20 protein-coding genes are annotated in these 22,339 nt (G+C 38.5%); 6 read left to right on the top strand and 14 right to left on the bottom strand.

Annotated elements, in window-relative coordinates; all coding sequences use genetic code 11:
• Positions 1–117: 117 nt before the first annotated feature.
• Complete coding sequence (locus tag ACK1I8_RS11155) at positions 118–2,940, top strand: S8 family peptidase (RefSeq protein WP_412465467.1); 2,823 nt, start codon at positions 118–120, stop codon at positions 2,938–2,940.
• A 118-nt stretch (positions 2,941–3,058) separates the two neighbouring features.
• Positions 3,059–3,373 carry an NPCBM/NEW2 domain-containing protein gene (locus ACK1I8_RS11150; RefSeq protein WP_412465466.1) on the top strand — a complete coding sequence of 105 codons (315 nt, stop codon included), beginning with the start codon at positions 3,059–3,061 and terminating at the stop codon, positions 3,371–3,373.
• A 139-nt stretch (positions 3,374–3,512) separates the two neighbouring features.
• On the opposite strand, the gene ACK1I8_RS11145 is transcribed toward ACK1I8_RS11150, so the two are convergent.
• Positions 3,513–4,115 (bottom strand): outer membrane beta-barrel protein, encoded by a 603-nt coding sequence (locus tag ACK1I8_RS11145; RefSeq protein ID WP_412465465.1) that lies wholly within the window; start codon positions 4,113–4,115, stop codon positions 3,513–3,515.
• Positions 4,116–4,431: 316 nt separating this feature from the next.
• On the bottom strand, positions 4,432–4,989 hold the full coding sequence (locus ACK1I8_RS11140) for an NADPH-dependent FMN reductase (RefSeq protein ID WP_412465464.1): 558 nt from the start codon (positions 4,987–4,989) through the stop codon (positions 4,432–4,434).
• Positions 4,990–5,090: 101 nt separating this feature from the next.
• Between ACK1I8_RS11140 and ACK1I8_RS11135 the strand changes: the two genes are divergently transcribed.
• Positions 5,091–6,293 carry an MFS transporter gene (locus ACK1I8_RS11135; protein ID WP_412465463.1) on the top strand — a complete coding sequence of 401 codons (1,203 nt, stop codon included), beginning with the start codon at positions 5,091–5,093 and terminating at the stop codon, positions 6,291–6,293.
• Positions 6,294–6,461: 168 nt separating this feature from the next.
• Here the strand turns inward: ACK1I8_RS11135 and ACK1I8_RS11130 are convergent, their stop codons facing one another.
• The 7 genes from ACK1I8_RS11130 to ACK1I8_RS11100 form a co-directional block, all read right to left on the bottom strand.
• Positions 6,462–7,091, bottom strand: coding sequence for a hypothetical protein (locus ACK1I8_RS11130; RefSeq protein ID WP_412465462.1), 630 nt, complete (start codon positions 7,089–7,091; stop codon positions 6,462–6,464).
• Between the two features lie 11 nt (positions 7,092–7,102).
• Positions 7,103–7,756, bottom strand: coding sequence for an outer membrane beta-barrel protein (locus ACK1I8_RS11125; RefSeq protein ID WP_412465461.1), 654 nt, complete (start codon positions 7,754–7,756; stop codon positions 7,103–7,105).
• Positions 7,757–7,869: 113 nt separating this feature from the next.
• Positions 7,870–10,164, bottom strand: a complete 2,295-nt coding sequence (locus ACK1I8_RS11120) for a M60 family metallopeptidase (protein ID WP_412465460.1) — start codon at positions 10,162–10,164, stop codon at positions 7,870–7,872.
• Between the two features lie 161 nt (positions 10,165–10,325).
• Complete coding sequence (gene clpB / locus ACK1I8_RS11115) at positions 10,326–12,926, bottom strand: ATP-dependent chaperone ClpB (RefSeq protein ID WP_412465459.1); 2,601 nt, start codon at positions 12,924–12,926, stop codon at positions 10,326–10,328.
• Between the two features lie 566 nt (positions 12,927–13,492).
• Positions 13,493–13,891: an SRPBCC family protein gene (locus ACK1I8_RS11110; RefSeq protein ID WP_412465458.1), complete on the bottom strand. Its 399-nt coding sequence runs from the start codon at positions 13,889–13,891 to the stop codon at positions 13,493–13,495.
• 34 nt (positions 13,892–13,925) lie between these two features.
• Positions 13,926–14,591, bottom strand: coding sequence for an orotate phosphoribosyltransferase (gene pyrE, locus ACK1I8_RS11105; protein WP_412465457.1), 666 nt, complete (start codon positions 14,589–14,591; stop codon positions 13,926–13,928).
• A gap of 285 nt (positions 14,592–14,876) precedes the next feature.
• Positions 14,877–15,659, bottom strand: a complete 783-nt coding sequence (locus ACK1I8_RS11100; protein ID WP_412465456.1) for a DeoR/GlpR family DNA-binding transcription regulator — start codon at positions 15,657–15,659, stop codon at positions 14,877–14,879.
• 22 nt (positions 15,660–15,681) lie between these two features.
• On the opposite strand from ACK1I8_RS11100, the gene nudK reads away from it, so the two are divergent.
• Entirely contained in the window at positions 15,682–16,257 is a 576-nt protein-coding gene (gene nudK / locus ACK1I8_RS11095; RefSeq protein ID WP_412465455.1) for a GDP-mannose pyrophosphatase NudK, read from the top strand.
• Positions 16,258–16,360: 103 nt separating this feature from the next.
• Positions 16,361–17,404 (top strand): NAD(P)-dependent alcohol dehydrogenase, encoded by a 1,044-nt coding sequence (locus ACK1I8_RS11090; RefSeq protein ID WP_412465454.1) that lies wholly within the window; start codon positions 16,361–16,363, stop codon positions 17,402–17,404.
• A 78-nt stretch (positions 17,405–17,482) separates the two neighbouring features.
• Here the strand turns inward: ACK1I8_RS11090 and ACK1I8_RS11085 are convergent, their stop codons facing one another.
• The gene (locus tag ACK1I8_RS11085; protein ID WP_412465453.1) at positions 17,483–18,349 is read right to left on the bottom strand and encodes a hypothetical protein; all 867 of its coding nucleotides are present in this window, start codon (positions 18,347–18,349) and stop codon (positions 17,483–17,485) included.
• A 436-nt stretch (positions 18,350–18,785) separates the two neighbouring features.
• Between ACK1I8_RS11085 and ACK1I8_RS11080 the strand changes: the two genes are divergently transcribed.
• Positions 18,786–19,397, top strand: a complete 612-nt coding sequence (locus tag ACK1I8_RS11080; RefSeq protein ID WP_412465452.1) for an NUDIX hydrolase — start codon at positions 18,786–18,788, stop codon at positions 19,395–19,397.
• Between the two features lie 158 nt (positions 19,398–19,555).
• On the opposite strand, the gene ACK1I8_RS11075 is transcribed toward ACK1I8_RS11080, so the two are convergent.
• From ACK1I8_RS11075 to ACK1I8_RS11060, 4 genes are all read right to left on the bottom strand, one after another.
• Complete coding sequence (locus ACK1I8_RS11075) at positions 19,556–19,891, bottom strand: hypothetical protein (protein WP_412465451.1); 336 nt, start codon at positions 19,889–19,891, stop codon at positions 19,556–19,558.
• A 32-nt stretch (positions 19,892–19,923) separates the two neighbouring features.
• Positions 19,924–20,385 carry a pantetheine-phosphate adenylyltransferase gene (coaD, locus tag ACK1I8_RS11070; protein ID WP_412465450.1) on the bottom strand — a complete coding sequence of 154 codons (462 nt, stop codon included), beginning with the start codon at positions 20,383–20,385 and terminating at the stop codon, positions 19,924–19,926.
• A 502-nt stretch (positions 20,386–20,887) separates the two neighbouring features.
• The gene (gene rsmD, locus ACK1I8_RS11065; RefSeq protein WP_412465449.1) at positions 20,888–21,424 is read right to left on the bottom strand and encodes a 16S rRNA (guanine(966)-N(2))-methyltransferase RsmD; all 537 of its coding nucleotides are present in this window, start codon (positions 21,422–21,424) and stop codon (positions 20,888–20,890) included.
• Entirely contained in the window at positions 21,415–22,218 is an 804-nt protein-coding gene (locus ACK1I8_RS11060) for a DUF3822 family protein (RefSeq protein WP_412465448.1), read from the bottom strand. The genes rsmD and ACK1I8_RS11060 overlap by 10 nt, the downstream gene beginning before the upstream one ends.
• Positions 22,219–22,339: the final 121 nt, after the last annotated feature.

Here is a 22,339-nt window from a genome sequence, read left to right as displayed (position 1 = left end):
TTAGAATAAAATTAGTTTAGGTTGAATAAGTTAGTTAATAATATTTGTGGATTACCTTATAAATCCTAATTTAGTGAAGATATATCATGTAACCAAAATTTTATAATAAAATAATTATTGAAAGTCAGTACTGTATTTTTAGTTTTATGTTTTTGTCTGTCCGTTTTTGGTTTAAACGCACAGGTACAACCTGGTGGAATAGATAAAAAAAATGAAAAATATATTTCAAAAACGGGTAATATTTCAAAGTTAAACAACGATCAGTCTGTTCTGGTCAGATTCAACCATTCGCTAACAGCAGCAGAAATTCAATTGTTAAAACCTCAAAAAAGTCTTTCAGGAGATTATTACATTGTACAAAAATCAAATGTTGCTCATTTTTCAAACAGTATCATTTATCAGGAAAAAGCTAACGGACTTTGGAAGGTTAGCGATAGATTGATGAAATTGCTGAGTAAAGGCAATAAAAAAAATGATTCCATCCTGGTTAGACTGGCCTTCAAAAATATAAATGCATTACCAAAAGCGGTTACAGGTTTAAACATTAAAACCACCGATCATATCAATCAGATTTGCACTGTTTACCTATCTCCGGGTGATTTAATGTGGCTGCTGGAACTTGATGATGTTTTATACGCAGATGTTTTGCCGGTGGCTAAAGAGGAGGTAGTGATCAACGGTCTCGACCTGGCACTGAACCAGATTTCCAATGCCCGGAACCTCTATCCTGATATTGATGGTAGGGGCATCAATGTTTCTTTTAAAGAAGGAATGTATGATGCTGCCGACCTCGATTTATTGGGAAAAACCGTTACCGGAGCCACTATTGGTAAAACGCCAACTACCCATGCCACCATTATGGCAACTTTGGCTTTGGGAAATGGTAATTCCTTTATCCGTGGATTGGGTGCAGCACCAAAGGCCGGATTGGCTTATTCAGATTTTACTTACCTGATGCCCGACCTGGTTACGGATTTAAGCAGGCTTCAGGTTAAAATTCAAAATCATTCTTATGGTACCGATATCGATAACGATTATGGAATGGAGGCTGCGGCATACGATAAACAGATTTTCGAAACCGATACGCTGATCCATGTTTTTTCTGCCGGAAATAAAGGAAACACCACGCCAACTGTAGGGTTTTATCAAGGTATGACGGCCCGTGCCAATTTAACGGGCAATTTTAAGCAGGCAAAAAATCTATTGGTGATAGGGGGGATTAACAGAGCAAATATTGCAGAAAATTTAAGCAGCAAGGGACCAGCCTATGATGGCCGGGTAAAACCTGAATTGGTTGCCCTGGGTGAAGATGGAACATCGGGAGCTGCCGCCATTACCAGTGGATCGATAGCTTTATTGGAACAGTTTTATCTGCAGAAATATAAAAAAGCGGCATCTGCTTCGCTGATCAGGGCAACCCTAATTAATTCTGCAGATGATTTAGGTACGCCACAGGTTGATTTTGTATATGGTTATGGCAAACTCAATGTAGCCCAATCCTTAAAAACGTTAGCGGAAAACAGGGCTTCATTGTACGAAGTAGCCAAAAATCAGGATATGCTGATTCCATTGACTATTCCGGCTAATATGGCTGAGGTAAAACTGAGCATTGCCTGGAATGATCCTCCTGCTGTGGTGAATGCTGCACAGAGCCTGGTTAATGGATTAGATTTAAGCCTCGAAACGCCTGCAGGGGATTTCGTACTGCCATGGGTATTAAGCAGTTTTCCTCATTTAGATTCCCTTTCAAAACCGGCAGTGCGTAAGGCCGATCTTCTTAATAACGTTCAGCAGGTTACGCTCGGTCATCCATCGGCTGGGACTTATACGGTTCATGTTAAGGGTAACAGGATCAAACAAGGTACTAACCAGTCTTTCGCTTTAGCTTACCGTTATCTATTCCAAAACACTTTTTCATTTATCAGCCCTGTAAAAAATGAATACTTTTTTGCCAATGAAGATAACTACATCCGCTGGGAGAATACTGATGAAGGCAAAACAGGAAACCTATCAGTTAGCTATGATGAAGGCACTACATGGAAATCAATTGCTACGGGGGTTGATTTAAGTAAAGGTTTTTACCATTGGACTCCACCGGGTCTCTTTACCAAGGCCATGATAAAAATGGAAGTGGAGGGAAATGTAGTATTGAGTGAACCATTTATTATTTCGAGTCCCAGGATACTAAATGTGGGTTATGCCTGTAAAGATGGCGTGGTGCTTAACTGGAACGCACAACCTGGTGCAAAAGATTATACCTTGTATCATATTGTTGATAACATCCTTTCTCCGGTTTTAAACCTTACCGATACTATTGTAAAGCTTGATGCCGGCAAGATGAAGAGCAGGTATTTCGCTGTGGCCGCAAATGGCATTGATTTTACTGGTTTAAAAAGTTATACGATCGATTATACGCAACAAGGGGTTGCCTGTTATATCAAAAACCTATCGGCATCTGTAAACGAAGATCAGATCAGGCTCGACCTGAGCATCGGAACGACCCTTGATTTAAAGAATATCATCTGGGAAAAACAGACAGGCCCAAATACTTTTAGTGTTTTACAGCAAACCAAACCCATTTCAAATCAGCTGGATTATACCATTTTTGATGAAAAACCAAAAACCGGAATCCAATTTTATCGTGTTACTTTCGAAACCGCTGGCGGTCAGATCCAAAGCGATCCGGTATCGGTAGTGTTTCTGAAGGAGGATGAATTTTCTTTCTTTCCGAATCCGGTAATTGATTATTTAACCGTTTTGAGCGGATCGTTTGACGATTACAGTTTGTCTATTTTTAATATGTCAGGGCAGAAAGTTTTTGAAGAAAAAGCCACCAGTTCGAATAAATTTGCACTTAATGCTTTATCAACAGGGGTATACGTGGGCGTGATCAATAAAAATGGGCAACAACTGAAGAAATTTAAGCTGATTAAGCAATAACTGATTGAAAGACAGTTTTCTGTACATTATGGTAGTTTAGATATTAATATCAGGAAGTGTAACGCTAAGCCCGTAACTATTTTCCACGGAGTCGGAAGAAGTTTTTTTTCTTGCTAATATGGGTGAGCTTTATGAAAAAGGGTTATTTGCGCATTCGCCCTCAGTTTATTCATTCCTGTTAAATAAGAAATGGACACATTTTTCTGCTATTATCGGTTTGAGAGATTATGCTCACCAGCAGGGCTCGGCAAAATTTACCCTGATCGGCGATGGCAAAGTGCTTTATCAATCTTCGGCAATGAGAGCAGGACAGCGAAGCAGGGTAGACATCAGTATCGGGAATATGAATAAAATCGAGCTCAGGGCTGAAGGAACAGAAGGGCACAACCACAATTCGTGGGCTATCTGGCTTAATCCATTGCTTAGCAGGTAAGAGATTATTGCAGTTTGGCGTGCCTGTAGTAGCGCATCTTTATGCCGAATGCCATAATAAGCAAAAAGCGCCCCGGTTTAACACCGTGACGCTCTTTGAAAAAAGTCATGCTATTAATTGTCTCCTGGACGAGAATTAATTAAAAGTAGAACTGTACACCTAATCTTGGCGCAAAAGTATCTGCATTTAAACCAAAAGTATTGGTTTTTAATTTGGCACCAGTTCCTTCAGCTTTAACAGTATAATTGTCGTAGCTTAAACCTCTAACTGAAAGTTCGATACCGATTTTTTTGGTTGGGAAGAAAGCGAAACCTGGAGCAAGTTCTACACCGATATTGGTGGTAGTGCCTAATTTAACTGCGTTATCGCCGTTAGCATCAGTTGCTTTTAATTCACCAAAAGCCAAAGGCACTGATAATTGTCCGAAGAATTTGAACTGATCTGATAAACCTACATAGTAACGGCCAAAAGGAGCAACTTTGAATGTGCCATTTTGGGTTTTTTCACTTACTGTTTTATTGTACTCGTAACCAACACCAGTACCAATTGCAAAGTTGTTGCCAACAAAATAGCCAACACTAGGTACTATGCTGAAATTGAAATCGGCCTTCGGAGCGCCATCTACTTTTGTAGAATTTACACCTACGTTACCGCCTAACATAAAATTTCCTTTTTCAGTTTGTGCCTGTGCACCATAAACCAAACCAGCTACTGCTACTAAAGATAATAATAATTTTTTCATCTTTTTTGTTATTTATTTGTGATTAAAATATAGTCGATTTTACTATTTTAATTTCTGACTATATTCGCCTAAAAGTCAACACTTGTGCCAAAAAGCTTGCTCAAAGTCATCAAAAAATCAGTTTTTGGTTAACTTGTTAGCTGACAAACAGATGTAAATTCAGTGTTAATTCAATATTATTTTCCTGTGACGAAAAATCAATCGATCGATTAATTTTTTAGGCATGACAAATTGACAATCTGACTTTTTTTGTAGAAATGTCAGATTTTTGTGTGGTAAGAATGGCAGGTTTTGAATGAACTTGTAAGGTTTTTGTTTAAACCTTACAAGCCGAAATGAGGTTATCCATTTTCTTTTGGATAATGGAGATGGTTTTTTCATCATTTAAATTTCCATCTGCATCGAATTTATTTTGAGCCTGGGCAATCAGAACTTCTGGTTGTAAAACCGGATTCATATTTAAAAAAGTAAAAACAGGTGAAAATGCATGCTGCATTCTAACTGTTCCCCACATGCCCTGCGTTGCACCCATGATCGCAACAGGTTTGTGCATCAATGGCGAATCCTTTCCACGGCTGGCCCAATCGATCGCATTTTTTAATCCACCGGGAATGGAATAATTATATTCAGGAGAAACAATAACAAAAGCATCTGCAGTAGCCAAAGCATTCCTGAATTTCACCACACTTGCTGGTCTTTCCTCAACCTGAGGTATATCATGATCTTCATTATAAACAGGAATGTCATCAAAACCAACGATTTCGAATTCGATATCTTTCGGAATCAAGCTCCCCGCCACTTTAAGTAACATCGCATTGTAAGAGCCTCTCCTTAAGCTTCCACATAAGCCAACAATTTTTCTGTTTTTTTCCATGCTTATAAAACCAGCACTTTACCAAAATGTTTGGTTTTGCAAGGCAAAACAGGTACTGTTAAAAAATATAATCGCTAATTTTGGCAGATAAGCTACCCGTTATGACTGAAAATACATCTACTGGCTCCATTATTGAAAAAACCGTTTTCCCGATACTTTTTGCCCTGAGTTTTTCGCATTTGTTAAATGATACCATACAATCATTAATTCCTGCAATTTATCCCATTATTAAAAACAGCTATCATTTAAGTTTTTCACAGATCGGGCTGATCACCTTGACCTTTCAATTAGCCGCATCACTGTTACAGCCATTTGTAGGCTTGTACACCGATAAAAAACCTCAGCCCTATTCATTGGCCATAGGCATGGGCTTTACCCTGCTTGGTTTAGTTTCGCTTTCTCTATCCAGTCATTTTTACACCATATTAATTTCAGTTTCATTTATCGGGATCGGTTCATCGGTATTTCATCCTGAAGCTTCAAGGATGGCACATGCGGCATCTGGCGGGAAGAGGGGATTGGCGCAGTCCGTTTTCCAGCTGGGTGGTAATGCAGGCAGTGCTTTAGGTCCGCTATTGGCAGCCTGGATTATCGTCCCTTACGGACAAATCAGCGTCATTTGGTTTTCGGTAATAGCACTTTTGGCTATTGTTATTTTAACCTATGTGGGCAATTGGTACAGGGGATTTATGCTTTCGAGAAGTAAAAAGATCAATATCCAAACCATTGTGAATCAATTCTCAAGAGGAAAGGTAATTTTTTCGGTATGTATTTTACTTTTATTGATCTTTTCAAAATATTTCTACATGGCGAGTTTAACGAACTATTTTACCTTTTACCTGATTGATAAATTTAAGGTATCGGTGCAAACCTCACAGCTCTACTTATTTGTGTTCCTACTCTCGGTAGCTGCCGGAACGCTGTTGGGAGGCCCGATAGGCGATAAGATCGGGCGGAAGTATGTCATCTGGGTATCTATACTGGGTACCGCGCCATTTGCTTTACTGCTTCCACATGCGAGTTTGTTTTGGATTGGGGTGCTTATTGTTCCAATCGGGATGATTTTAGCCTCGGCTTTTTCTGCCATATTGGTTTATGCACAGGAATTGATTCCGGGAAAGGTAGGTTTGGTTGCGGGTTTGTTTTTTGGTTTTGCTTTTGGCATGGGCGGCATCGGATCGGCCTTGTTGGGTAAACTGGCAGATGCTACCAGTATCGCATACGTGTTTAATGTTTGTGCGTTTCTGCCTTTGATTGGGTTTCTGACTGGCTTTTTGCCGAATATAGAAACGAAGAAGAAATAAAATATATGATGACAGGAAGTTTTAGCGATCGAAGTACCGCAAAAGATCGCCATTCCCAACTCGATCCGGTAGTTATCGAATGGGAATGTTTTGATTATCAGTGTTAAAAAAAAACACCGACCTTATGATTAGATCGGTGTTTGGTAATAAGAATGAATAGATTGTATTTTACTTTAAATTTGCATTCAGGATAAAGTAATAAAGTTCAGTAGGAGAGAAATTGACATCGCCGCCTATTTTACCGGTAATTGATTTAAGCTTCCCGTTTTCTTCTGGAAAAATGCTTCTGTAGTATTCAATCTGAGCACCGCCAATTGATTTGATCTTCCCGTTTTCTTCGGGGAAAATACTTCTGTAATATTCGATCGTAACATGACCAATTGATTTTATTTTTCCATCTTCTTCAGGGAAGATGCTTTTATAATATTCGATAGGCGTATCTCCGATTGATTTGACTTTCCCATTTTCTTCCGGAAAGATGCTTCTGAAATATTCAATTTTTTGATCACCTACAGATTTAATTTTACCATTTTCCTCGGGAAAAATACTTTTGTAGTATTCAAATTTTTTATCTCCAATGGATTTAATCTTTCCGTTTTCTTCGGGAAAGATGCTTTTGTAGTATTCAAAATTGGTGTTGCCGATTGATTTGATCTTTCCGTTTTCTTCAGGGAAAATGCTTCTGTAATATTTTATTTCTGTATTTGCTTCGGTTTGTGCTTTTACATTAAATGGATAAGTTAAAAGCAGGGCTAAGCTTAAAACAGTTAATTTTAGCCAGGTAAATCTATTTTTCATTTTATTGCAGGTTAAAAATGGTAATTGAAGGTAAACGTTGGTGTAAAATTTTGTAGGGCGAGCCTCAAATTATTGGTTTTATCATAGTTGTAAAGCGATTCTTCAGCATAATAATTTTGATGGAAGAAAGAGACAACAGGTACGGAAAACTCCAGAGCCGCATGTTTCGATATGAAATAGCTAAAACCAGGGCTGATGCTAGCGCCCCATCCTTTTATTTTGGCATCGGTACGGATCAGGTAACCTTCATCATCAATGCGGTTAAAGGTATTGATCTGTAAAAGCAGGTTGGCCTGCATGAAAAACTTAAAACGATCTTTAACGTCGATGTATTTGCGTAAGAAGGGAGAAATGCCAAAACTAAATTCCTTTACCCCACGCTGTTCTTCGTAATAACCGTATTCATCATTCCATGCGATATAACTTTCGCCCCTGAGCTTCGAAAGATTTAAGGGGAGTTCTAAACCAAGGGCAAAATTATTGGCTAAAAAATAACCTCCTCTTGGCGTTAAGGTAAAGGTGTTTAAGCTGGGTGATGAACTGTTTTGTTTGGATGTTCCAAAACTCAGACTTCCGCCAATAAAGCCGGAGCCTTTTTCGGTTTGGGCATAGCTGCGCCAGCTAACGGCGCATAGCAACGCCATAATGACTAATTTAGGTTTCATTTTATTTGTGTTTTTGTGTGTAATCAATAATAATCATTATTGAAACAAAAAGCAAAAAAATGAACTGCTGGGTTAGTTGATTTTTAAACGGTGATATTTTGGCGATGATCAAACTAGTGCGGCAGATATATAGCAAACTCTGGAGGGATCCATGTTTTATACTCTTTGGTTGCTGTTTTTGCTTTTTCACTTACCGGTATTTTCCATATTTCGAAAAACGAAGATAGATTGGCATTGGTCGTTTTACAGATGGTAGTATACCAGAGATCAATCCGTTGTTGGTTACTCAGCGAATGGTCGTAGTATTTTCTGGGATCCGTTTCGCGGTATATTTTATTGGCTTTGATGATAGACTCCCATCCGAAATGTTCAATAATCTGGATATACATGCACAAAGCGGTGAAGGGTTCCTTTCCCCATTTTTCAAAGGTAGGCTGGTTTTGGAGATAACTATTAATTTTCTGCCTTACTTTATCCTTGCTCTCCATACCCTCGTGATTATAGAGGCCCTTTTTTAGTACTTTATCATATACATACATGGTATAAAGGTTGGTGGTTACTTCACCAACTTCATCCATATCAAGCCCCCAAAATTGATGGCGATGGCCGAGCTCGTGGAAATGGCCCCAGCTTCCTTTTTCTTTCAGCATTTTATCATTAAGCATTAATTCACAACTTTCATCGTTGGGGACCACAATTTTATCCCAAACCGTAAACATATAACCATAGGCAACCTGATTATCGACGACAATCCTTTCAGGATGTGTTCTGATACGACTAATGATAGCTAAATCGGCATCTGCATCCATTATTTGGTCCCATAACTTTAGTAAGGAATCAGGATTTTCCAAATTTTTAATGCGATAGGTGGGTACAGTGAGTATAATTTTATCTGTCGCTAGTTCTGTCCATGGTGCAGGATTATTTTTGATGTTTGCCCACTCGGTCAATTTATTTTTTTCCAGTTTGTAATAAGGCGCTTTTACCACACCATTAGCGGTAATACTGATTGATTTAAGCGTAGAACTGTCTGGAATTCTAATGTATAACAATCCGCCATATGGTGAAAAAATGGTTGTGGTATCTTTTTCCAGTTCAAATGATCTGGTTAGGTCAAAACCCGATCTTTCCAGCTGATCCAGATGTCTTAAATCATCATTATGGATACCGATCTGTGCCTTTAAATATTGGCTTTTATATTTTGGGTCGATCACAATGCTCACTTTTTCGCCGGCCGGAACATAAACGCCTGTACTGTGTAACCTGAAATAATTTGGATAAGGATCAGCTAAGCCTTGCGAACCTACCTGTACGGCTATATCAATCAATTCTGTTCTACGCCTGGCGTTTTTAGGTACCTCTCCAGGAAACGACTTACTTTCCGGATATATAAAATCGGTTGAGTTTTCTTTATTGTGAGATTTTTCATAAATATATTTTGAAAATTGATAGCCCGCTTTTTTAGCGGCAGTTGAAATATCCAGTGGTTTGTTCAGTGTTGGTGTGGGAAGTGAATCGCTAATGGAAAGTGTCGATTTTATTTTCCTGATCAACCTACTGGTATCTGCGTTATTCGAAAAAGCTAGCTCTAGTGTAGGCTCTATTCCATAAGCATACTCGGTGGGGCTGGTCTGTTTAGGAGAAGGTTTTGCCAGCTCACTTAAAATATTCCTTAAATGAAGATAAAATGGTTCTTTTGTTAGCGTCAAACTATCTTTGGCATGCTCAGTCATTAATAGGGTATAGGCATTAAATATTCCGGCCTTACTTAATAAAGCATTAATTTTTATCAGATCATTTAAATATGATTTACTGGGATCTCTGTGCTTAAAAATATATGGATATGGTGAGCCATAAACCAAACTTCCTCCATCAGCTATGTATTTTTCAATGACTTTAAGCGCTGCTGTATCCTTCACATCGTTTGTTAAAAAGTAAATGTCTGTATGGGGCTGTAATTTACTGCTATCGGCTATATAAACTTTAGCTTTGTTAGCCTTTAATGCATTGATCAATGCTGCATCAGCTGTTTTGGTAACAGCTACCTTAAGTTTGTTGGCATGAGTCCGTGCGTTTTGGATAATATTCTTTAATAATTTTTGGACATTTTGATCGCTCAATAATTTACTCTCGAAATATTCGGATGAACCTATGGCAAAAATCTGTCCCTTTCCGAGAGCACCTGTCATGATTATCGTAGCCGAAACTTCTACTTGAGCAGCCAGGTTATGTGTAGCTATGATATGAGGTTCTTCATTAGTGCTAAAGAACACGGAAACGAATTTACCCGTATCAGGCATAGGTAAGGTATTAATGCCTTTTAAAATTGCGGATTTTTGAAATTTTTGAGCAAAACTTTGAGTAGCAAAAGATATCAAAATAAGAAGCAGCGTAGTTTTTAGATTCATTTTCAGATATTTATATCTGCAATTTTAAATATCTAAAATCGTTGCGACAATATGCTTTATGTTAAAAAACGCTAAATAAATCAGGTTTTAGTGGAACAGATCAATTTTGGTAACAAAAAAAATCCCGTCCTGAAAATCTGGACGGGACTTAATCGCTATATTTAATCCGCTTTTTGGTTCAGGAACACAAATTTATGATCGAACATGTCTAATTTAATTTTGCTGTCCTTATCAACTTTTCCTGCCAGTATCTCTTTCGATAGCTCGTTTAAAATTCTTTTTTGGATGACCCTTTTCAATGGTCTTGCACCAAACTGCGGATCGTAACCCAGTTGTGCCAACCAATCTAAAGCTTCATCGCTGGCCTCCATTTCTATACCCATTTCAGCTAATGTTTGCTGCACCTGTTTAAACTGTAAGCTTACGATGTTTCTGATTTCGCTGCGGTTTAATGGTGTAAACATGATCAGTTCATCAATCCTGTTTAAAAATTCCGGACGAATGGTCTGTTTCAATACCTCGAACAATTCGTTTTTGGTTTTCGCAATTACCTCCTCGCGGTTATCGTCGCTTAAATCTTTAAAGTTATCCTGAATTAAGTGTGCACCAATGTTCGATGTCATGATGATAATGGTGTTTTTAAAGTTCACCGTTCTACCTTTGTTATCGGTTAAACGGCCATCATCCAGTACCTGCAACAGGATGTTAAATACATCCGGATGGGCCTTTTCGATCTCATCGAGCAATACTACTGAGTAAGGTTTACGCCTAACGGCTTCTGTTAACTGTCCGCCTTCATCATAACCTACATAACCCGGAGGCGCTCCGATTAAACGTGATACGGCATGGCGTTCCTGGTATTCACTCATATCAATACGGGTAAGTGCATTTTCATCGTTAAATAAAAATTCGGCCAGGGCTTTAGCAAGCTCTGTCTTACCTACACCGGTGGTCCCTAAAAAGATGAATGAACCGATAGGCTTACGTTTATCCTGCAAACCGGCACGTGAACGGCGGATGGCATCAGAAATGGCTTCAATGGCTTCATCCTGACCCGCTACACGTTGGTGTAACTCTTCTTCCAGGTGAAGCAATTTTTCGCGCTCACTGGCAATCAGTTTGGTAACCGGAATGCCAGTCCAACGGCCAACCACACCTGCTATATCGTCAGCGGTAACCTCTTCCTTTAGCATGCGGCTATCGGTTTGCTGACTTTCTAAATCGGCCTTAAGTTTTTCAACTTTATCCTGGGCTTCTTTGATTTTACCGTAACGGATTTCGGCAACCTTGCCATAATCTCCGGCACGTTCAGCCTGTTCGGCCTCCAGTTTATAATGCTCAATCTGCTCTAATTCATTATTCACCGCATCTACCAGGTCTTTTTCGCCCTGCCATTTTGCTTTAAATTCGTCACGCTCTGCAGATAGATTAGCAATTTCTTCTGAAAGTTCTTTAACTTTTTTATCGTCTTTTTCACGCTTAATGGCTTCGCGTTCAATTTCCAGGCGCATAATCTCGCGGTCTAAAGCATCTACATGCTCCGGCACGCTGTCCATTTCCATACGCAGTTTAGATGCCGCCTCATCTATTAAGTCGATGGCTTTATCCGGTAAAAAACGGTCGGAAATATAGCGCTGACTCATTTCTACCGCTGCAATAATGGCTTCATCTTTAATCCTTACCTTATGGTGGGTTTCATAACGTTCTTTTAAGCCCCGCAGAATTGAAATGGCATCCTGGGTATCCGGTTCTTCTACCATTACTTTCTGGAAACGGCGCTCTAAAGCTTTATCTTTTTCCAGATATTTTTGATACTCATCTAAAGTAGTTGCACCGATGGCACGAAGCTCTCCACGGGCCAGGGCAGGTTTTAAGATGTTGGCTGCATCCATTGCACCCTCACCGCCACCGGCACCAACCAAAGTGTGGATCTCGTCGATAAAAAGGATAATATCACCATCACTCTGGGTAACTTCTTTAACTACAGCTTTTAAACGCTCTTCAAATTCGCCTTTGTATTTTGCACCGGCAATCAAAGCACCCATATCAAGCGAATAAACTACTTTACTTTTCAGATTTTCGGGCACATCACCTTTTATAATCCTGAAAGCAATTCCCTCTGCAATGGCGGTTTTACCTACACCGGGTTCGCCGATCAATATCGGGTTGTTTTTGGTTCTACGGGATAAAATCTGGATGACACGGCGGATTTCTTCATCGCGGCCAATCACCGGATCCAGTTTTCCACTTTCGGCATACTCATTCAGGTTGCGGGCATATTTACTCAATGCCTGATAGGTTGCTTCGGCATTCTGATCGGTTACCCGGTTATCGCCACGTAATTCTACAATGGCTTTTTTAAGGTCTTTCTCGTTAACACCTTGTTCTTTCAATAATTTGGAAGTGCTGTCATTAACAGCTAAAATGCCTAACAACAAATGTTCTACAGATACAAATTCATCTTTAAATTCTTTTAAAAATGTTTGCGCTTTTTGTAAAACGCTATTGGAACTAGATGACAGATATACATTGCTTCCGCTCACTTTCGGGAACCTGGCAATTTCTGCATCTAAATTTTGATTTAATAAATTCAGATTAACATTTAATTTCTTTAAAACATAAGAAACCACGTTTTCATCAACAGTAAGCAAACCTTTAAGCAGGTGTGCCGTTTCAATAGCCTGTTGCTGATTGCCCTGGGCTATTTCAGAAGCCTGTTGAACTGCTTCCTGGGCCTTTATGGTAAAATTGTTGAAGTTCATATCCCTTTTCACTCAAAACAAATGCCACGATAGTTTTGATTTTTAAATCGGAAATTTTGTCGTGAAGATTTAATTTATAGTGACTAAATTACTGATATATAGCACGTTGTGGTGAAAATTTGTCTGGTTGAATCAGTATCAACGGCTCTGCACTAACGGCTGTTTGTTGTCTCATCAGGGCGTTTCTGCTTTTCCATAAACGGAACCGGCCTTTCAGGGATACTCATGTGTGAGGTATTGCCAAAGCGTTCCCGGAGATTCGCCTGCTGTTTAGTCAAACTTTTGTGAAATAAAGCTGATAGGGGGAGGCCCCGACACAGGATAGCGGAGCTGGCGGGATCGCAGGACATACATGGCTTAAAGTACCAGCCCTTGCTTTTTTACATCATATTGATGGCCTGAGTGCACTTTAGGGAGGTACCTTATCAACATTTCAATTTTAGATGTGATATTTTGACAAAGGATTCTTCAGCGCGTGAGGAACGACAACTTATTGCATTTTATGCATAAAAAAAGACGAATTTAAATTCGTCTCCTTTATCTGTTCAAACACTGAAATTGTTTTTCTATCCTAAAATTTCTTTCAGTTTGCCCGTTTGGTGATCGGCCAGTTTTTGAAGCGGGCCAGATGCCAACATTTTCATCATCATGTTCAAATCAGCTGAAATGATGTGTTTTGCTGTGGTAGTTTCGTTTCCATTATCTGCTACTGTCCACGTTAATTCTACATCAAAAGGTGCTTTTTCGCTTGGGATTGCTGTTATTTCCTGGTTCTCCACACGGTTCGAAATTCTGATGGCCAATTTGGCCATATTCTGGATGGTAAACCGTGCATCATCTTCTGTTGATTCCCAGTTGTAGATGTTTTCCGGCATCAATTGCTGATGATTATTCATATTGGATAGAAAAGCATAAACCTCAGCAACCGGTTTATTAACTTCTACTGTGCTCTCGATAACAGTCATTATATAATTGTATAGATTTTATTTTATTCCGAACCTAAGACTCTGAATTCAAAATTGGTCCTTTTCCCCATTCCGAAGGATTTAAGCGCCATTTGCCTAATAATTCCATATCACTTTTGGCAATAATGCTGTGTTCGGCAGCATAATCGATCAATGCTCCATAGTTTGATAAGGTTAAGTAACGACATTTTGCAGCTGCAAAGTTTTCGTCTGCTTTTTCGAAACCGTATGTAAAAATTGCCGCTAAGCCAGCTACCGATAATCCGGCTGCTCTTAATGCTTCAACAGCCTGCAAACTGCTTTTTCCGGTTGAAATTAAATCTTCGATCACCACTACGCGTTGTCCTTCTACTACCTCGCCTTCAATCAAACTTCCTGTACCATGTTCTTTAGCTTTCGCCCTAACATAGATAAAGGGTAAGCCGAGTTCCTGAGCAACTAAAACCCCCTGAGGGATTCCGGCAGTTGCCACACCTGCAATCACATCTACCGAACCGAATTCTTCCTGTATGGCTTGTGCAAGTTTCTGACGGATGTAGGTTCTAACCTGAGGATGGGAAAGGGTAATTCTGTTGTCGCAATAAATTGGCGATTTCCAACCAGATGCCCAGGTAAAAGGATTGTTTGGTTGTAATTTAATTGCTTTTATCTGTAATAAAAATTCCGCTACCTTTAATTCAATATCACTTTTATTATACATGGCTCAAAATTACAGATTTATTTGTGTTTGTCATAACGTTTATTAAGCCCCAATATTTTGCATTGAGGGAAGGAAAATGTAATAATCGGGATTCGATTCCGGCATTTCAACGATACAAATATTGGAAATTTTGATGGATGCTAAAAGCAATTTCTCGTCACCAGCTGTAAATCAGCAGGATAAAGAATAGTTGAGTTTAAAATAGATTATAAATCACTCATGATCAGCCTGAAAAGATGTGGAGTATGCCGGTCTGTCAATTGTGACCTTCTCAATACTCATTTATCAAAGTCTTACTGGATATACAGCTATCCCTTTTGATTCAAATTCTCTGACTTCTGGCCCACTGAGGTTGGTTACCAAAATGTTCACAATTGATAAATCATGAAATTTCAAATAAGATGTTTTCCCTATTTTGCTGGCATCACAAAGCAGGTAAATGCAATCACTCTGTGATGCCATGGCCATGGTATTGGAAGCTTCACGTTCACTGCCTGCATATAATCCTTCAACAGTGATCCCATCAACACCTAAAAAAGCTTTTGAAGCCCGATATCGCGCTATATGTTCGTGAGCCATGCTGCCATGAACAGCTTGCCTGTTTGGGTCGACTTCACCACCAATCAGGTTAATGCTTACAGCACTATGCTGCAGCTCATTTACCACGGGTAATGAATTGGTAATGACCTTTATCTTTTTATTTTTGATAAACTGGCATAATCTAAAGGCTGTGCTGCCATCTATAAATATAACATCACCTTCTGCAATGTCTTCTGCAGCCTTTTTGCAGATTGCATCTTTTGCTTTAATGTTAACTTCAGCTTTATTGGCAAATGAAACGGGCTTTATCAGGTCGCTTATTTTCATTGCTCCACCATGAGTACGGTAGAGCAGTTTATTAGCCGCCATTGTGCTGAGATCTCGTCTAATCGTAACTTCAGAAGCTCCGGTTTTTTTAGCCAACTGCCGGATTTCTACTTCGCCAAATGCCTCTAAAAGTTCAAGAATTTTTTGCGCTCTTTTTTGAAATGTCATATATAATGATGTAATTCGATCAAAAATAATCATTATTAATCAAAAGTAATCATTTATGAAAAATATTAATATTCTGAACACGCAAATTCTATCCGACAACTGGTATACCCTTAAAAAAGTAAGTTACGAAATGATCAGTATGAACGGGCAAAAAACGATATTAGAGCGAGAAGCTTATGATAGAGGTAATGGCGCCACCATCTTGTTATATCATAAGGAAGCTAAAACAGTAATCCTTACCCGTCAGTTCAGGATGCCGACATTTATTAATGGAAACGATACAGGCTATCTGATCGAGTGCTGTGCCGGGTTATTGGATCAGGATAATGCGGAAGATTGTATCAGAAGGGAAACTGAAGAAGAAACCGGATTTAGGATTGATCAGGTAGAAAAGGTTTTCGAGGCTTATATGTCGCCTGGCTCGGTTACCGAACTGCTGCACTTTTTTATCGCAGCGTATTCGGGGGATATGAAACTGCATGAAGGAGGAGGATTACAGGAGGAAAATGAGGATATAGAAGTTTTGGAATTAGCTTTCGAAAAGGCATTGGAAATGATAAAAACCGGTGAAATAAAGGATGGCAAAACAATCATGCTGCTGCAGTACGCCCAGTTAAAAGGATTGATGTGATAGCGGATTGTTTGAATTTTGCAAGGATTTATTTGATTTGTGTAAGTATTCTTAACAAACTGCTATCTACATTTGTTATAGTCTAATTAATTTAAATTTTTTTATGATAGCAACTAAAGGATATGCGGCACAAAATGCTGAAACGGATCTCGCGCCCTGGAATTTTGAACGCCGGGAAGTAGGGCCTCATGATGTTCAGTTTGAGATACTTTTCTGCGGGGTTTGCCACTCAGATCTGCACCAGATCAAAAATGATTGGTTTGAGGGAATATTCCCTATGGTTCCTGGTCACGAAATTGTTGGTAGGGTAGTGAAGGTTGGAGACCACGTGAAGAAATTTAAAGTGGGCGATCTGGCCGGAACAGGCTGTATGGTAGATTCCTGTCAGGTTTGTGAAAACTGTAAGCAAGATTTAGAACAATATTGTTTGGAAGGCAATACGCAAACTTATAATGATTTAGCGAGAGATGGTAAAACACCAACTTATGGCGGGTATTCGGATACGATTGTAGTAAGAGAAGAATTTGTACTTCATGTATCAGATCAATTAAATCTGGCTGCTGTAGCACCGCTTTTATGCGCCGGTATTACCACTTATTCTCCGTTAAGACACTGGAAAGTTGGTAAAGGACATAAACTAGCGGTAATAGGCTTGGGTGGTTTAGGCCACATGGCGGTGAAATTTGGTGTGGCTTTTGGCGCTGAAGTGACCGTATTAAGCACTTCTCCAAAAAAAGAGGAAGATGCCAAAAAACTGGGCGCCCATCATTTTGTAGTAACTACCGATGCTGAACAGGTTAAGGCGGCAAGGGGTACATTCGACTTTATACTGGATACGGTATCAGCTGAACATGATTTTAACATGTACCTGTCATTATTAAAGACAAATGGTGTACATATTTGTGTGGGTGTTCCACCTAAACCGGCAGAAATTGCAGCTTTCAGTTTAATTGGTGGCAGAAAAAGCCTGGCCGGATCTGGCATTGGCGGTATTGCTGAAACTCAGGAAATGTTAGATTTCTGTGCAGCAAATCATATTGTATCGGAAATTGAATTGATTGATATGAAGGATATTCATATCGCTTACGATAGGATGCAGAAAGGCGATGTACGTTACCGGTTTGTGATCGATATGGCTACATTGTAGTTCCGGTTTTAACAAAAGTGATGGGGATTTAGCAAATAGTCATATTTCTAAATCCCTTTTTTATGGGTGACTAATTATTTAAGCATTGCTACTTTTCTTTATAAATTCGGACAGAGAGCTGTGGTATTCTGACTCTACTTTAGCGAGCTGTTTTTTGTTTTCAGTTAACAGGTTATCTAATGTGTTTAGCGAATCTTTAAGATAAGTTATTGATAACATCCGTGAAATCCTGTTTCTGATTTTATCTGCAAGGAATAATTCGATTAATATCAAACTGATCAGAAAAAGATAATGATTGAAGATCATATTATTGGTACCCCTCGAGAAAGTAGGGAAGCCCATCATACCAAAAAATAAATCTATAATTAAAGGAATACCGATAATCGCCAGGAGCGAAAGTCCCTTAGCTTTTAAAGTAATTCCTTTTTCAGCATTCCTGATCTGTTCATTAAAAGCTGAAAACTTGCTTTTAAGCGGAGTTGCGCTATTGTTCTGTTGCTGTTCTAATTTTTGAAGTGCTTTACCATGTTCAATATCGATTTTCCTTACTTCCTCTACAATATGTGATTCGGCATGATTCAGCTTTTCCTGGTCTTCTACAATAGATTCCTGTTCGGCAATAATTTTTTCCATTACCATTAGGTCTTCAGGAATACCATGCCGAAGTTTCTGATCTGCCGCCACAATCCGGTTATCTAATTGTTTAAACTGTTTTTTAAGCTCCGCAATTTCTTTGTTAAAAAATTCTTTTTTGGAGGAGTAGCTACTTTCGAGACTGTTTAGTGCTGAAACATATCCGAAATCTGCCAGCAGCTGTTCATTATTGGCAAAACGGTGATAGAGCCCATTTAAAGTGACAAAGAGCTCACCTGTTGATTTTTCCGGATTAGAAAGATCATTTTGGTATGCTTCCAGATCTTGTTCTGATAGTGAAGGTATGGGCATAATACATTAAAATGTTAAAATTATAAAAAAATATTATCGTTGGTGGAATTATTAACCATCATTTCCGTCTGAATGTTCTAATACCGGGTAAGTGTTATTTTTTTAATTTTAAAGTGCCTGATTTTTAGCTACATAAGATTATGGTGAATTAAATATTATTTTTTTTCCTACTCTTTAATAAATTGTTATATATTTGTACCAAGCAAGGGGTGAGAGCCTTGCATCAATCTTTGATTGAGAGCGTTAATTTAGATAAGGTTACAACATTTATTGTTGTAACCTTTTTTTTATACCTTATAAATAACTCCACAATTTTTCTACTTTAGGCAAAGCAAAAATATATTACCAATGAACAGCCTTTTAATAAGGTTATGGGAGAGAGGAGATTTTTGCTGCAGAGGCCATTTATGCTCCAATTAAACATGCTTTAAACTATATGCCAAGAAATTATAGAATCTATATCAACGATAATACTTTGTTTATCTCAGACTTTTTGCCTGAACAAAAAGAAAAAATTCAACAACTGGAATTTCAGGATTTCAATCTGGAAACTTTCTATAAAAAATTAAAAAATGGTTCTAGAAAGAGTTATATCTTTTTGACAAAAAATCCAAAAGAAACCTTTCGGAAATTGAAGAAAGACTGTACCATTATTAAAGCCGCAGGTGGTTTGGTAGAAAGTGCAAATGGGAATTACCTGTTTATTTTCAGGAACAAAAAATGGGATTTGCCAAAAGGAAAGTTGGAAGAAGGTGAAAAAATGAAAGAAGCCGCTGTTCGTGAAGTAGAAGAGGAATGTGGAATCAGGGTTTTTAAACGGGAGGAGAAGCTGTGCAAAACTTACCATGTTTATCCGATGGGCAATAAAATGGTAATCAAGAAAACCAACTGGTATAAAATGAAGGTTAAAGGCGAGCCTAAACTGGTTCCTCAAAAAGAGGAAGGCATTGATGAGGCCGTTTGGTTAGATCAGAATCATATTTCGCCAGTGGTTAAAAATACTTTTCCATCTATTATGGATGTGCTAAGGACAGGTGGATTACTATAGTATTTTACCCTGGTAGATGGCCTTAAATCTACAGATTAATATAAGTAGCTCAGATGATAACATCTTACAGCACAGGTATTAGGTGAAACTGTTTGGCAACTCAAATTATTATTCATACTCCAGATCATCAAGCGATGTTTTAACCTGTTTTAAGTATTTTATGTAATAAAACCAGGCCCATCATTCTGTAATACGCCGATAATCAGGATAGTTACAAAGCAACTGAGCAGCATATAAACGGGAGATAATTTATTTAATATCCGCAAAAATATAGCTGCCTTTTCAATAAATACAAAAGCAGCGAGAAAACCGACAGATATAAAGGCGACAATATAAATTAAGGCCATATATAGCTCTATGTTTAACTTCATTTCATCATAGAACCAGAGGATATTTTTCCGGGTATCCATACTTAAATCGTAGGAGTCTTTATAAAATATATAAAACTTGAAGAAACAATAAGCTGTAAAGCTGAAGGTAATGGAATAGGCCATCAAAACCTGGATTTAAATCTGTGGCTAACAAATTATAAAAATCCTAATGCTTCTTTGGGTACAAAAGGACTTACATCGCCCTGGTTTCTCAAAATATCGCGCACAATGGTAGAGCTAATGGCAGAGTATTCAGGCTTACTTAAAAGCAGAATGGTTTCTACTTCCGGCATCATGGTCTGGTTGATTTGTGCAATGGCCCGTTCATATTCAAAATCAGCTGCTGAACGGATACCACGCACCATATAGGTGGCATTTATTTTTCGGCAGAAATCGACAGTTAAACCTTCGTAAGTCTGGATTTCGACGTTCTGATAACCTTTAAAAACAGTTTGTAAAATCTGAAGGCGCTGCTCGGCACTTAAGTAATTTTGTTTGGCACTGTTAAGTCCGATGCCTACAACAATTTTATCGAAAAGTGGGGTAGCACGTTGTAATATGTTGACGTGTGCAATAGTGATCGGATCAAATGAGCCTGGAAATAGCGCTATCTTCATGGTTCAAATATAAATTATTAAAGTTAAAAGAGGAATAGTTTAGCACCGGGCATTTAGCTGGTCGTGTATTGTAGATAGCAGGAGTGAACACAGTATAGATTAGCTTATGCATTAATAAATAAAAACAGCGCAAGAAAAAAACGCATGGATAGGGTATGGAGATGGCAGAAGAAACTACGGGAGAATAAGGGGAATTTAAAAAAAGAAGGTTAGGGAAATAAAAGGGATCTGGAAAGGAAAGGGGGGAAGATAATTGGGGCGGTTCAGTCCCGCTCTCTGCTAAACTCGGCTGAAAAAGCCTTCGTACCGCTGACGATCGGGTTTATAAACAAAGTTGAGTTCCCCTGGGGCTAATTCGTCTGGAACCGGAATTTTCCTGGGAACAAGTCAATTACCAATAATCAATTAAGCAATAATCAATTAAGCAATAATCAATGAACCAAAGACTAATGAACCAAAGACTAATGACTAATGACCAATGAATCACTGACCAATAAACAATTTAACCAAACTCAAAAAAGCTAAAGGAAGAGTTTCCATATTTTCTGGTTTCGACATAACCTGGCTGGGTATTCAGTTTCATGTTGCTCTGGTGTTCTACAATGAGTAAGCCATCGGGCTTAAGCAATTGTTGCGCTGCAACCATTACCGGAATCTGCGGAATGTTGGGCATATGGTAGGGTGGGTCGGCAAAGATCAGGTCGTAAGTTCCGGTCATTTGTTTTAATAATTTAAAAACATCTCCTTTACGTACATCGATCTGATCAAATTGATGTTGTTTAGCTGTATTTTTTACCCAGTTGATGCAACCATAATCCATATCAACCGCTAAAACACTTTCTGCTCCACGTGAAGCAAATTCAAAGGTTAAATTTCCGGTGCCGCAAAATAAATCCAATACCGCACAGGTTTCGAAATCGTATTTATGGTTTAGGATATTAAAGAGTGCTTCTTTTGCCATATCCGTAGTTGGGCGTACCGGTAAATTTGCAGGAGGTTGCAAACGGATGCCTTTTAATTTACCACCAATTATCCGCATAAAGTTAACGCAAGTAGACCGCTAAAATAGTGTTTAGGCATATCGGCTAATAATTCACTGTTCTGTTTTCCGGCCGGAAGGAAGAAATAGAGTTGGTTAAAATATTTTAACAAGCAGTTATAGTGCTCATCATCTTCATTGATAATGCCTTGTAAATAAACAGGAATAGTATCATTTAGTCCCAATTGTTCAATCATCAGTAACAGAAAATAGTTGAATTCTTCTGCATTTTCTGATTCGTAGTGGTTTTGGAAAATAACCTTTTTATCTTTAACATAGAGTACATTAAAAGATACTGCAGTAAAATCGATTAATAAAGATTCGTCTGCTAAATGGTTAAATAAAGCCATTAATGGTTCAGACTGCGGAAATAAATCGGCTTTTTCAGGCAGGCTTGCTATTAAATCTTTATTTAAACAAAAAACAGTATTAAAACCCAGCTGCTCATTGTGTTTGGTGTAAACCCTTCCATCAGACCCTAAGTATTGTGCGTAAACAGCGAGACTTTCTTCATCAAACCATTCGTCAGGTATAAAAATGAAATTGGAGGTATGTACGGCTGCTTTTATTATGGTATAGTTTAATGATAAATAACTATCCGTTTGAAAGGCAGATTTTAGTTCTTTCTGTACATCATCACAACCTTGCTGATCAAAAATGACATAAATCTCTGCTGTATCCTGATCTACCACGGCATAAGAAAAGCTATCATTTGTTATTTTTAATAATAAATGGCAGTGAGCAGATGCAGCTTTAAAATTGGGGTCGACCAACAAGAGACTATTGTTACGCATTGAAACAAAAATAGACTTTTTTGAGGATTAACGCTAAGATGTATTGAATTTTTTGGTTTTGCCACAATTGATTTAGTCTTTCGCCACGCAAACACGGATGAACACGGAATAGTTATTTTAA

The organism is Pedobacter sp. KLB.chiD (assembly GCF_047040275.1).
Taxonomy (GTDB): Bacteria; Bacteroidota; Bacteroidia; order Sphingobacteriales; family Sphingobacteriaceae; genus Pedobacter.
The sequence above is the reverse complement of the archived record's forward strand: the minus strand, read 5'-3'. Positions and strand labels throughout refer to the sequence as shown.